Here is a 12,930-nt window from a genome sequence, read left to right as displayed (position 1 = left end):
CCGGCCGTCAGGATCCGTTCTTGAGGAAGTCCGGCACGTCCACGTCGTCGAAGAGCACCCGCCGCGGCGACTGCGAGGGCGCCGGCATCGTGGCCGGGGGCGGCGACGGCGTGGTCGGCTGGGCCGGCTGGTTCTGGTTGCTCTTGCGGCTCGGCTCGGGCTTGTACGCCGGCGTCCCGCCGTCGAACCCGGCGGCGATCACGGTGACCCGCACCTCGTCGCCGAGGGCGTCGTCGATGACCGCGCCGAAGATGATGTTGGCGTCCGGGTGGGCCGCGTCGGTGACCAGCTGCGCCGCGTCGTTGATCTCGAACAGGCCGAGGTCGGAGCCGCCGGCGATGGAGAGCAGCACGCCGCGCGCGCCGTCCATGCTCTGCTCCAGCAGCGGGCTGGAGATGGCCGCCTCCGCCGCCTCGACCGCGCGGTTCTCGCCCCGGGCGCTGCCGATGCCCATGAGCGCGCTGCCCGCGCCGCTCATCACGCTCTTGACGTCGGCGAAGTCCAGGTTGATCAGACCCGGGGTGGTGATCAGGTCCGTGATGCCCTGGACACCGGAGAGGAGCACCTGGTCGGCCGTGCGGAACGCGTCCATCATGCTGATGTTGCGGTCGCCGAGCGCCAGCAGCCGGTCGTTGGGGATGACGATCAACGTGTCGCACTGGTTACGCAGCTCGTCTATCCCCGCCTCGGCCTGCACCTGGCGGCGCTTGCCCTCGAACGAGAACGGCCGGGTGACCACGCCGATGGTCAGCGCGCCGAGCTTGCGGGCGATGTTGGCCACCACCGGCGCGCCGCCGGTGCCGGTGCCGCCGCCCTCGCCGCAGGTCACGAAGACCATGTCGGCGCCCTTGAGCACCTCCTCGATCTCGTCGCGGTGGTCCTCCGCGGCGTTCTTGCCGACGTCGGGGTTGGCGCCCGCGCCGAGCCCCCGGGTCAGCTCGCGCCCCACGTCCAGCTTGACGTCGGCGTCGCTCATCAGCAGCGCCTGCGCGTCGGTGTTGATCGCGATGAACTCGACGCCCTTGAGCCCAACCTCGATCATCCGGTTGACGGCGTTGACGCCGCCGCCCCCGATGCCGACGACCTTGATGACCGCCAGGTAGTTGTGCGGAGGTGTCATCTCCGGTCCTTTCCCTTCGAGATTGGCATGGGCCGACCCCACACGGCTTGGCCAGACCAGCGCCGACACGGCCGGGCCCCCAACGAGGCGAGAGGTGAACCCTCACCCTCTACTAGAGGCTTACTGTTATGTCAACTACTGATCCTCTTCGGGGCAACGTAAGCGGCCCCACGCCCGGAGCCAAGGACCCGCCCGGCGTGTCGCCGCCGGAGAGGGCCACGCCTCATCTTCCGGCCCACGCCACCGACCGACCCGCGCCACCCGGCGCCACCACGGGCGGGCCGCTGACCGGCCGGTCACTTGAAGGTGACCACGTCCGGCGCGCTCACGTCGATCGTGTCGGCCTTCCGACCGAGCAGGGCCGTGGCGACCCGGGCCTTGTCCGCCCCCCGGGTGGCGTCGCCCCAGACGACGGTCCGGTCGCCGCGCAGCCGCAGGCTGATCCGGGCCAGCCCCTCGACGCCGACCTCCACCAGCTGCCCGCGCAGCTCCGGGGTCAGCGCGCCCAGCACCTCCAGCCCGGCCAGGGTGCCCGGATCCGCCGGACCCGGCTGGCCGACCCGCACCACCGGCAGGCCCTCCGGCTGCCGGGGCAGCGACCGGAAGACCACCCCGGACCCGTCGACCACGGCGAACCGCTCGCCCTGCGGCACCACCGCCGCCGGGGTGCGCTCCACCACCCGCACCACCAGCGCGTCCGGCCAGTCCCGGGTGACCGTCGCCCGCTGCACGGGGGCGAGGGTGCCGATCCGCCGGGCGACGGCGGCCAGGTCGACCCGCGCCAGCGGCTGGTCGTCCGGCACGGCGGCGGCCTCGCGGACCTCCACGGCGGTGACCAGCTCGGCGCCCTCCACCCGCACCTCACGCACGCCGAGCAGCCCGGTGCCGAGCACCGTCCAGGCCACCAGCGCGGCCACGGCCAGCACCCCGGCGGTCACCGCCCAGGGCAGCGCCGCGCGCATCCGGCGCTGCCGGGCCCGGGCCATGAACCGCCGGGTCGACGGCGGCACCGCGTCCGAGCCGGCCCGCACCAGCTGCCAGCGCCGCACCGGCCCCCGCCGGCCGCCACCCGGGTCCGCGCCGGCCGTGCGGCCGCGCGCCGGACCGGGGCTCATCCGGCGGTGGCCGCCGAGCCGCCCGCACCGCCGGCGGCGTCACCGGCGCGGGCCGACAGGGCCGCCAGCAGCTCGTCGCCCATCAGCGAGATCGGCGGGGCGCCCATCGTCACCACCACGTCGCCCGGGCGCGCCCGGCGGGCCACCTCGACCGGCGCGTCCTCCCAGGAGCCGACGAAGACCTTCCGGTCGGCCGGCAGCGGCACCGCCTCCACCAGCGCCGCCGAGCCCTCCCCCGGCTGACGCAGCTCGCCGGGGCCGAAGACCTCCAGCAGGACCAGCTCGTCGGCGAGGCCGAGCGCGGCGGCGATCTCCGCCTGCAGGTCGCGGGTGCGGTAGAGCCGGTAGGGCTGGAACACCACGATCAGCCGCCCCTCGCCGGCCACCTCGCGCAGCGTCCGCATCGCCAGCGTCATCGAGGTCGGGTGGTAGGCGTACTCGTCGTAGACCAGCACGCCGTCGGCGACGCCCTTGCGCTCGAAGCGCCGCCGCACCCCGGGGAACGCCGCGAGCGCGGCCTCCGCCGCCTCGACGGGCAACCCCAGCAGGTACGCGGTGAGCACCGCCGACGCGCTGTTGAGCCCCATGTGCCGCCCGGGCACCGGCAGCCGGAACTCGCCCAGCGACCGCCCGTCGATCTCGGCGAGGTAGCGCACCCCCTGCGCGGAGGAGACGACGTCGCTCAGCCGCAGGTCGGCGTCGGCCGCCTCGCCGTACGTGTGCACCCGACGGCCCTCGGCCCGCAGCGTCTGCGCCAGCCGCCGCCCGCCCGGGTCGTCGGCGCAGGTGACGATGAACCCGTCGGGGTCGGTGAGCCGGGCGAACTCGGCGAACGCCGCCTCCAGCGTGGCCAGGTCCCCGTACGTGTTGAGGTGGTCGGCCTCGATGTTGGTGATCACCGAGACGTACGGGCGGTAGATGAGGAACGAGCGGTCGCTCTCGTCCGCCTCGACCACGAAGTGCTCGCCCGTGCCGTGGTGCGCCCCGGAGCCGACCTCGGAGATCTCCCCACCGATCACGAAGGACGGATCGGCGCCGGCCTGCTGCAGCACCATCGTCACCATCGAGGTGGTGGTGGTCTTGCCGTGGGTGCCGGCGATCGCCACCGTGCGCCGGCCGGTCATCGCCGCCGCGAGCGCCTCGGAGCGGTGCAGCACCCGCAGCCCGCGCCGCCGCGCCTCCACCATCTCCACGTGGTCCTGCGGGATCGCCGAGGAGTAGACGACCGTGTCGACGCCGTCGAGGTTGGACGGCTCGTGGGTCATGTGGATGGTCCCGCCCAGCGCCCGCATCCCGGCCAGCGACGGCCACTCCCGCAGCTCGCTGCCGGAGACCGGCAGGCCCCGGGTGAGGAAGAGCCGGGCCAACCCGCTCATGCCGACGCCGCCGACGCCGATGAGGTGGATCCGGCCCAGGTCCTCGGCGGTCAGCGTGCCGGCCGGGGTGAACTGCGCGGTGTTCATGACGGGAACCTTCCGGTCGCGACGGCCCGGCCCCTCATCGGGCCACCGCCTCGTAGACGAAGTTCAGCAGCGCCTCGTCGCCGTCGCGCCGCCCGTACGCCGCCGCTGCGGCGCCCATCGCGGCGAGCCGGTGCGGGTCACGGATCAGCGGGATGATCGTGCGCTCCACCCAGGCCGGGGTCAGCTCGGCGTCGTCCACGAGCAGCCCGCCGCCGGCCTCCACCACGGGCAGCGCGTTGCGCTTCTGCTCCTGGTTGCTGTGCGGGTACGGCACGTAGACGGTGGGCAGCCCGATCGCGGCGACCTCGGCGCAGGTCATCGCCCCGCCCCGGCCGAGCATCAGGTCGGCGGCGGCGTAGCCGATCTCCATCTGGGACAGGTACGGCAGCGTCACGTACGGCACCGGCAGGTCACTGGGGATCGGCACCGGCTCGTTGCGGGCGCCCATCACGTGCAGCACCTGCACGCCGTGCCGGGCCAGCTCCTTGGCCGCGCCCGCGACGGCGAGGTTGATCGACCGGGCGCCCTGCGAGCCGCCGGCGACGAAGAGGACCGGCAGGTCCGGCCGGAGTCCGAAGTGGGCGCGGGCGGCGGCCGCGTTGGCGGCCCGGTCCAGCCCGGCGATGCCCCGGCGCAGCGGCACCCCGACCACCCGGGCGTCGCGCAGCGCCTCGGCCTGCGCCGGCTGGTGCGGGAAGCCCACCGCGACGTTGCTCGTGAACTTCATGCCGAGCCGGTTGGCCACCCCCGGCGGCACGTTCACCTCGTGGATGACGATCGGCAGCTCGCGCCGCCACGCGGCCAGGTAGCCGGGCACGGAGACGTACCCGCCGAAGCCGACGACCACGTCGGCCCGGACCTCGTCGATCACCTTGCCCGCCGCGCGGGCCGCCTTCCACATCCGGTCCGGGGTGCGGACCAGGCTCATGTTGACCGACCGGGGCAGCTGGTAGGCCGGGATCTGCCGCAGGTCGTAGCCGGCCGGCGGGATCAGCTCGTTCTCCAGGCCCTTGGGTGTGCCGAGGCAGGTGATCCGGACGCCCGGGTCGTGTCGGCGCAGGCAGTCGGCGAAGGCGAGCAGCGGGTAGATGTGGCCACCCGTGCCTCCTCCGCAGAGCACCACCGAACGCAGCGGACCCATCAGCGTCTCCTCTCGCTCGCCGTCCCACCCCGGGCCCGGTCCGGCCGGGTGCCACGGGATGCGGCCTGGTCGTCCTCGCGCCGCGCCCGCGACCGGGGTACGGACCCACGGTCCGCCGGTGGCGGCGCCGGACGACGGCGCCGGCCGGGAAGCGGCGGCAACGGGGCCCAGAGTAGTCGGACCCACCGGGCGGGCGGACGGGCATGCAGGGCTCGGGCCGCGTCGGGTTCGCAGCGGGCGAACGAGGCGAGCATCCCGATCGCCGCCATGGTCACCACCAGGGCGCTTCCGCCGTCGGAGATGAACGGCAGCGGCACGCCGGTCAGCGGCATCAGGCCGGTCACCCCGCCGATGTTGATGATCGCCTGCCCGACCAGCCAGGTGGTGGCCCCGGCGGCGGCGAGCCGACGGAACGGATCCTCCACCCGCCGGGCGATGCGCAGCCCGGTGTAGCCGAGCACCGCGAACAGGGTGATCAGCACGACGCAGCCGACCACGCCCAACTCCTCGGCCAGCACGGCGAAGATGAAGTCGTTGTGCGCCTCGGGCAGCCAGCCGAACTTGAAGCTGCTCTTGCCCAGCCCGACGCCGAACCAGCCGCCGTGTTCGATGGCGTTGCGGGCCTGGGCGACCTGGTAGCACTGCTCGGCGAAGCACTCCTGCGGCGGCGGCGGGTTGACGAAGGTGGTGAGCCGGGCCAGCCGGTAGTTCTCCTGCCCCTTCGCCCCCGAACCCGCGCCCAGCGAGGCGGCGGCGACGAGCAGCCCGATGCCGACCAGCCCGATCACCGACAGCACGGCGAAGACCTTGGTGCGCACGCCGGCCGCCCAGAGCAGGCCGACGACGAGGGCAAGCAGGCAGAGCATCGTGCCGACGTCGTTGTAGCCGACCAGCACGAACAGCAGCGCTACCACGGGGAACAGCGGGGTGGCCAGCTCCTTCCACCAGCCGAGCCGGGCGCCCTTGCGGGCCAGCACGTCGGCCCCCCACAGCACCAGCGCGAACTTCGCCAGCTCGGAGGGCTGGAGCTGGACGCCGCCGACGAACAGCCACAGCAGGTTGGCCTCCAGCGGCCCCACCCGCTTCACCCCGAAGAACGAGTTGAGCGCGAGCAGCAGGTTGAGCACCAGCAGCAGCACCACGGCGACGCCGAGCGCCGTGCCGGCCACCGACCGGTAGGTGCTCGCCGGCAGCCGCTGACACACCCAGAACGCCACCACCCCGATCACCGCGAAGATCGCCTGCTGGGTGGCGTCGGCGAAGGCGTTGCCCTCCTCGGCGTAGTTCTTCACGCTGGTGGCCGAGAAGACCATGGTCAGGCCGATGACCAGCAGCAGGCCGGCGCTGGAGATCAGCAGATAGTAGGAGGCCAGGGGCCGGGCCAGCAGGCCGCGCAGCGCGGCCAGCCCGCCGGCGGCGTCCAGGCCGAAACCCGGCGCGGCGGCCGGCGGGTCGACCCCCCGGCCGCCCCCCGGGCCGCGTCGTCCGGACGTGTCGGTCGTTGTCGCGCTGGTGCCTCGGTCCTCCCCCACCCGCCCATCATCGCGAATGCGAGCGGCCCGTTCCGGCCGAACGCCGTGGTCGGCGTGTCGCCGGGCGAAAGGAAGGGCCCCCTGTTAACGCATTCTGCATAGCAGGGGCCCCTTCTTAACGCCTGGCGCGCCGCGCCGGCGCGCGGGGACGGGCGGCCGCGTCGGGTCGCGCGAGGCCCGGCCGGCGGATCAGCCCATCGCGGCGAGGAAGTCGCTGTAGAACAGGCCGAGCGCGATGGCCACGCCGATCCCCGCGATGATCCAGAACCGGACCACGATGTTGACCTCGCTCCACCCGGCCAGCTCAAAGTGGTGCTGCAGCGGCGACATGCGGAACACCCGCTTGCCGGTGGTGCGGAACGAGATGATCTGGATGACCACCGACATGGTGATGATCACGAAGAGCCCGCCGATGATCGGCAGCAGCAGGATGGTGCGGGTGGACATCGCCATGCCGGCGATCAGGCCGCCCAGGCCGAGCGCGCCGGTGTCGCCCATGAAGATCCGGGCCGGCGAGGTGTTCCACCACAGGAAGCCCACGCAGGCCCCGGCCGCCGCCCCGGCGATCAGCGCGATCTCCAGCGGGTCCCGCACCGTGTAGCAGTAGTTGTCCGGGTTCGCCGTGTACGACGGGTCGGCGCACCAGTGCCGGTACTGCCAGAACGCGATCAGCGCGTACGCGGCGAGGACCATCACCGACGCGCCGGTGGCCAGGCCGTCCAGGCCGTCGGTGAGGTTCACGCCGTTGGTCGCCGCCATCACCACGAAGATGAAGATGACCACCGCGCCGATCTTGGTGACGTCCAGCGCGGGGATGTCCCGGATGAAGCTCAGCGTCGTGGCGCCCACGGTCTCGGTGTTGGTGGCCGCCCCGCTGGCGTCGGTCATGCTGCTGGGGAAGTAGAGCGCGACGACGCCGAAGGCCGCGCCGACCAGGATCTGCCCGGCCAGCTTGCCCCGCTTGTTGAGCCCGCCGCTGTTGCGCTTGCGGACCTTCAGGAAGTCGTCGATGAAGCCGACCGCGCCGGAGAACACCATCAGGCCCAGCAGGACCAGCGCGGTGATGGTCGGCTCGACCTGGGCGATCTGCGCGTCCGGCAGGGTGGTCAGGGCGAGGTGCCCGGCGACGTACGCGATGACCGTGGCCAGGATGAAGACCACGCCGCCCATCGTCGGCGTGCCCTTCTTGCCCTCGTTGCTGGCGAGCCCGAGGTTCGATCGGATCGGCTGGCCGGCCTTGAGCCGGGCGAACACCTTGATCGCGATCGGGGTGCAGAACAGCGAGACGAGGAACGCCACGCCGATGGCGACGATCACCGCCCTCATGCGGCGGCACCCCCGTCCGCGGCGTCGGCGCGCAGCGCGTCGGCCACCTCCCAGGTGCGGTACCGGGAGCCCTTCACCAGGACGACGTCGCCCGCCCGTAGTTCACTCCGCAGCACCTCGACGGCCGCCGCCTGATCGGTGAGCAGCACCGATCCTCCTCCCCAGTCCTCTACCGCTGTCGCGCCCTCGTGGATCGGCGCCGCCGGCTCGCCCACCACGAGCAGCCGGTCCACACCCAGCTCGGCCGCGAGCCGGCCGACCTCCAGGTGCCCCTGTCGTTCGTACTCCCCCAGCTCGGCCATGTAGCCGAGCACCGCGACCGCCCGTCCCGCGCCGCGCATCCCGGCGAGCGCCCGCAGCGCCACCGCCGTGGACGCCGGGTTCGCGTTGTACGAGTCGTCGATCACCGTCACGCCGTCGGGGCGCTCGAAGACGTCCATCCGCCGGGTGGAGACCAGACCCAGCTCGCCCAGCGCGGCGGCCAGTTCGGCCAGCGGCATGCCCAGCTCCCGGGCCACCGCCGCGGCGGCCAGCGAGTTCGACACCTGGTGCCGGCCGGTGAGCCCGAGCCGCACGGCCGCGCTCCCCTCCGGGGTCACCAGGGTGTACGCGGCGCGCCCGCGCCCGTCCAGCGTCACGTCCACGGCCCGCACGTCGGCGTGCGCGGCCTCGCCGTAGCGCACCACCCGGGCGGCGGTGCGGGCGGCCATCGCGTCGACGAGCGGGTCGTCGGCGTTGAGCACGGCCAGCCCGTCGGCGGGCAGCGACTCGACCAGCTCCCCCTTGGCCAGCGCGATGTTCTCCACCGAGCCGAACTCGCCGAGGTGCGCCACGCCGACGTTGAGCACCACCGAGATGCGCGGCGGCACCACCTCGCACAGGTAGCGCACGTGCCCCACCCCCCGGGCGCCCTTCTCCAGCACCAGGAAGCGGGTGTCCGCGTCGGCCTGCAGCGCCGTCCACGGGTGGCCCAGCTCGTTGTTGAACGACCCGGGCGGGGCCACCGTGGGGCCGAGCCGCGCGGTGAGCTGGGCGATCAGGTCCTTGGTGGTGGTCTTGCCCGACGAACCGGTCAGCCCGATCACGGTCAGCGCGGGCAGCCGGTCCACGACCGCGCGGGCCAGCCGGCCCATCGCGTCGAGGGCGTCGCCGACGAGCACCATGGGCACCCCGGGCACCTGCCGGGTGCCGAGCACCGCCACCGCGCCGGCGGCCACGGCACCGGCGGCGTAGTCGTGGCCGTCCACCTTCTCGCCGGGGAACGCCACGAACAGCGCGCCCGGCCCGGCCTTGCGCGAGTCGAACTCCACCGGGCCCGTCACCCGGGCGGCCGGGTCGGCGGCGACCAGCCGACCGCCGACCGCCTCGGCCACCTCGGCCAGCGTCAGCGGGATCATCGCCGGCCCGCCAGGTCCCCGAAGCGGGCGCGCAGCGCGTCGGCCAGCTCCGTACGGTCGTCGAACGGCAACACCTCGCCGCCCACCTCCTGCCCACGTTCGTGCCCCTTGCCGAGCACGGCGACCACGTCCCCCGGGGCGGCCAGCCGGACCGCCTCGTCGATCGCCGCGCGCCGGCCGGCCACCTCGACGATCCGCGCCGGCGTGGCGGCGGCGTGCGCCCCGGCCAGCACCTCCGCCCGGATCGCGCCCGGCTCCTCGGTGCGCGGGTTGTCGTCGGTCACCAGCACCACGTCGGCGCCCCGGGCGGCGGCGGCGCCCATCTCCGGCCGCTTGCCGCGGTCCCGGTCGCCACCGGCGCCGATGACACAGATCAGCCGCCCGGCGCTCAGCTCGCGCAGCGCGGCCAGGGCCGCCACGATCGCGTCGGTCTTGTGCGCGTAGTCGACCACGCCGCGCACCGGCCCGGCCGCCGAGACCAGCTCCAGCCGGCCGGGCACCCCGCCGCAGGCGGCCACCCCGGCGGCGGCCGTGGCCGCGTCCACCCCAGCGCCGACCAGCGCGGCGATGGCCAGCAGGGCGTTGGCGACGTTGTGCCGCCCGGGCAGCGCGACCCCGGCCGGCACGGTCAGCCCGCCGGGGCCGTGCGCGGTGAACCGCTGCGCGTAGCCCTCGCCGTCGACGTCGGTGGCGTACCAGGTGGCGGTGGGGTCGCCGGCGGCCGAGTAGCTGACCGTGGCGGGGGTGTACAGCGCGCGCAGCGCCGACTCGTCGTGGTTGAGCACCTCGACGGCGCAGCGCCCGTCGAACAGCTGTGCCTTCGCCGCGAAGTAGTCCGCCGAGTCGGCGTGGAAGTCCAGGTGGTCGGAGCCGAAGTTGGTGTAGCCGCCGACGGCGAATCGCACCCCGCCGACCCGGCCCATGGCCAGGGCGTGGCTGGAGACCTCCATGACCAGCGCGGTGACCCCGCGCTCCCGGGCGGCGGCGAGCATGGCGTGCAGGTCGGTGGCCTCCGGGGTGGTGCGCACGCTGTCGACGACCAGGTCGCCCAGCCGGGTCTCCACCGTGCCGATGAGGCCCGTGACGTGGCCGGCGGCGCGCAGCCCCGACTCCACGAGGTAGGCCGTGGAGGTCTTGCCGGCGGTGCCGGTGATCCCGATGACGGTCAGGCCTGCGGTGGGGTCGCCGTAGACGGCGGAGGCGAGCGCGCCGAGCACCGCGCGGGGGTCGGGCACCACCAGCGCCGGCAGGCCCGCCGCGGCCACGGCCGGTGCGCCTGCCGGGTCGGTGAGGGCGGCCACCGCGCCGGCCGCCGCCGCGGCGGCGGCGAACTCCGCGCCGTGGCGGCGGGCGCCGGGCAGCGCCGCGTACAGGTCGCCGGGGCGGACCTCCTGGCTGGCGTGGGTCACCCCGGTCACCACCTGGTCGGCGGCCCCCTCGGGGGCCTCGACGGCGAGCCGGTCGGCGAGTTCGCCGAGCCGGAGTCCGGTCACGGTACGGGGGCGTGGATTGCCGGGCACGGCGTCAGACCCTACCCGGTCGTCCGGTTCCGGCCGTACAGCCGCCCCGGTGGTTCGTCCCCATCAACCGATGATGTCCCGCCGCGCCTGGTCAGCGCGGAAAGACCTCGAACTTGGGCGCCGGCGCGCCGGACGGCGGGACCCGGTTGCGGCTGAGCGTGAAGCCCATGATGTCGCGGAACGCGGGCGCGGCGACCGCCCCGCCCCCGCCGCCGGGGCTCCACACGAAGACCGCCACCACGAAGCGCGGATTGTCGGCCGGCGCCATCCCGATGAACGAGCCGACCTCGCCGGGCTGCTGCTTGCCGTCGACGTAGCGGATGCCGGTGCCGGTCTTGCCGGCGACCCGGTAGCCGGGCACCGCCGCCGCGAGCCCGGTGGCCCCGTCGACGGTGGTGACCGCCTCCAGCATGGTGCGCAGCGCCTTCGCGTTGGCCGGGCTGAGCACCGGCCGGGTGACCGGCGCCTTGCCCGGCGTACGGCTGCCGTCCTTGCCGCTGATCACCTCCTTGATCAGGTGCGGCTGGACGTACGTGCCGTTGTTGGCGATCGCGGCGTACGCGGCGGCCATCTGCAGCGGGGTGGCGTCGACGCTGTGCCCGATCGGCACCGACCCGTACGACGACCCGCTCCACGACTGGGCGGGCAGCAGCCGGCCGCTGGCCTCCCCCGGGATTCCCTCGCCGGTGGGCTGGCCGAGCCCGAAGCGCTTCTGGTAGTCGATCAGCCGGTCCGGGCCGAGCTTGTCGGCGATCTCGATGGTGCCGACGTTCGACGAGTACGCGAGCATCCCCGGCAGGCTCATCAGCCGCCCGTTCGCCGGGTGGGTGTCGCGGAAGGTGGTGTCGCCCCGGACGATGGTGTCGGGGATCGGCAGCGCCGTGCCGGGGGTGATCACCCCCTCCTGGAGCGCCGCGCCGAACGTGATCGCCTTGTGGATGGAGCCGGGGTCGACCACGAAGCTGGTGGCCGCGTCCTCCCGGTCGGTCGGCTCGCTCTCCTGCGGCTTCGCCGCGTTGTAGGTGGGGTGGCTGGCCTGGGCCAGCACCTCGCCGGTGGGCACGTCGAGGACGATGGCGACGCCGACGCTGCCCTGCACCTTGGCCACCTGACTCTTGAGCACCTGCTGCGCCTTGAACTGCAGGTCCCGGTCGATGGTCAACTGCAGGGAGCTCCCCGGCTTGGGCAGGGTGGTGCTGCTGTAGCCGCCGGGGATCGGCGCGTCGAGCTTGCCCTGGCCGGCCTCGTACACCCGGCGGCCGATCTCGCCGCGCAGCAGGTCGTCGTAGCGGGCCTCCAGGCCCTCCAGGCCGACCATGTCCTGGCTGGTGAAGCCGATCAGGTTGGCGGCCAGGTCGCCGCCGGGCACCTCGCGCCGCTCGTCGCGGTGCACGCCGATGCCGTACAGGTCGAGCGCCACGATCTTCTTGGCGGTAGGGACGTCGACGCCCCGGGCCAGGTATTCGAACTGGGAGGGTTTCCCGTTCTCCAGGGTGCGCGGCTTCATCCGCTCGGCCAGCTCGGAGGCCGGACGGCCGAGCAGGGGCGACAGCGCCCGCGCGGTCTCCGTGCGGTCCCTGACCCGGGTCGGGTCGGCGAAGACGTACCGGGCCTCGACGCTGTTGGCCAGCGGGGCGCCGGTGCGGTCGTAGATCGCGCCCCGGGGGGCGGGCAGGTCGATCCGGATCACCCGGTCGGCGAGACCGCCGCCGGCGTACGCCGGGGTGTCGACCGCCTGGAGGAAGACCAGCCGGACGCCGATGGTGGCGAACAGCGCGAGGACGAGCAGGGTGCCCAGGCGCAGCCGGCGGCGCGGGTCGGCCAGCCGGGGCGGCTTGCGGGGCTTGCGCGGCGACCGCCCGGCGGCGGGCCGGGTGGGGCGGCGCGGGCCGCGCCCGGCGGGCCGGCGGCGCGGCGGGCGCGGCGCGTCATCGTCGTCGTCGGGCCGTGCCCGGGTCGGCACGGTCCGGACCACCGCGGCGCGCGCGGCCGGGACGGGTTCCCGGCGGCCGGCGCGACCGCCGCCGGCCCGGCCACCGTCGAGCACCTGCAACGCCGGCCGGAACGGGTCGCCGCCGGCCCGGCCGCCCCGCGGGGTACGCCGCTGCTCGGCGCCCCCGGCGGTCGGCCGGCCCGCCGCCTGGCGCTCCTCGCGGACGGTACGCCCCCGGGGGGTGTACGCCCGCGCGTCGGAGATGCCCTGCACGCCGGGCTCGCCGGTGCGCGGCTCGCCCCGCCCGCCGGTGGCCCGCGACGAACCGCGCCGGGAGCCCGAAGGGTCCCGGCGCGGTTCCTCAGCTCTCGGCGGCACCCCGA

At 74.6% G+C, this 12,930-nt stretch carries 9 protein-coding genes; all 9 read right to left on the bottom strand.

Features of this window, described 5'->3' with window-relative positions; translation table 11 throughout:
• Positions 1 to 7: 7 nt before the first annotated feature.
• The 9 genes from ftsZ to ACVMYR_RS17210 all read right to left on the bottom strand — a co-directional run bounded on the left by ftsZ (position 8) and on the right by ACVMYR_RS17210 (position 12,925).
• Positions 8 to 1,120 carry a cell division protein FtsZ gene (gene ftsZ / locus ACVMYR_RS17250; protein ID WP_077939058.1) on the bottom strand — a complete coding sequence of 371 codons (1,113 nt, stop codon included), beginning with the start codon at positions 1,118 to 1,120 and terminating at the stop codon, positions 8 to 10.
• 296 nt (positions 1,121 to 1,416) lie between these two features.
• Entirely contained in the window at positions 1,417 to 2,235 is an 819-nt protein-coding gene (locus tag ACVMYR_RS17245) for a cell division protein FtsQ/DivIB (protein ID WP_077939057.1), read from the bottom strand.
• Entirely contained in the window at positions 2,232 to 3,698 is a 1,467-nt protein-coding gene (murC, locus tag ACVMYR_RS17240; RefSeq protein ID WP_077939056.1) for a UDP-N-acetylmuramate--L-alanine ligase, read from the bottom strand. Before murC ends, ACVMYR_RS17245 begins: the two co-directional genes overlap by 4 nt.
• 34 nt (positions 3,699 to 3,732) lie before the next feature.
• Complete coding sequence (gene murG, locus ACVMYR_RS17235; RefSeq protein WP_043967301.1) at positions 3,733 to 4,839, bottom strand: undecaprenyldiphospho-muramoylpentapeptide beta-N-acetylglucosaminyltransferase; 1,107 nt, start codon at positions 4,837 to 4,839, stop codon at positions 3,733 to 3,735.
• The gene (locus ACVMYR_RS17230) at positions 4,839 to 6,245 is read right to left on the bottom strand and encodes an FtsW/RodA/SpoVE family cell cycle protein (RefSeq protein ID WP_457122302.1); all 1,407 of its coding nucleotides are present in this window, start codon (positions 6,243 to 6,245) and stop codon (positions 4,839 to 4,841) included. Before ACVMYR_RS17230 ends, murG begins: the two co-directional genes overlap by 1 nt.
• Before the next feature lie 315 nt (positions 6,246 to 6,560).
• Positions 6,561 to 7,697 carry a phospho-N-acetylmuramoyl-pentapeptide-transferase gene (gene mraY, locus ACVMYR_RS17225; protein WP_043967300.1) on the bottom strand — a complete coding sequence of 379 codons (1,137 nt, stop codon included), beginning with the start codon at positions 7,695 to 7,697 and terminating at the stop codon, positions 6,561 to 6,563.
• On the bottom strand, positions 7,694 to 9,094 hold the full coding sequence (locus tag ACVMYR_RS17220; protein ID WP_077939055.1) for a UDP-N-acetylmuramoyl-tripeptide--D-alanyl-D-alanine ligase: 1,401 nt from the start codon (positions 9,092 to 9,094) through the stop codon (positions 7,694 to 7,696). The genes mraY and ACVMYR_RS17220 overlap by 4 nt, the downstream gene beginning before the upstream one ends.
• Positions 9,091 to 10,614: a UDP-N-acetylmuramoyl-L-alanyl-D-glutamate--2,6-diaminopimelate ligase gene (locus ACVMYR_RS17215; RefSeq protein WP_077939054.1), complete on the bottom strand. Its 1,524-nt coding sequence runs from the start codon at positions 10,612 to 10,614 to the stop codon at positions 9,091 to 9,093. Before ACVMYR_RS17215 ends, ACVMYR_RS17220 begins: the two co-directional genes overlap by 4 nt.
• A gap of 91 nt (positions 10,615 to 10,705) precedes the next feature.
• Positions 10,706 to 12,925, bottom strand: coding sequence for a peptidoglycan D,D-transpeptidase FtsI family protein (locus ACVMYR_RS17210; RefSeq protein WP_457122210.1), 2,220 nt, complete (start codon positions 12,923 to 12,925; stop codon positions 10,706 to 10,708).
• Positions 12,926 to 12,930: the final 5 nt, after the last annotated feature.

It is taken from the genome of Micromonospora sp. PTRAS2, assembly GCF_054052245.1.
Note: the sequence above shows the minus strand (reverse complement) of the source record. Positions and strands in the feature narration are given on the sequence as shown.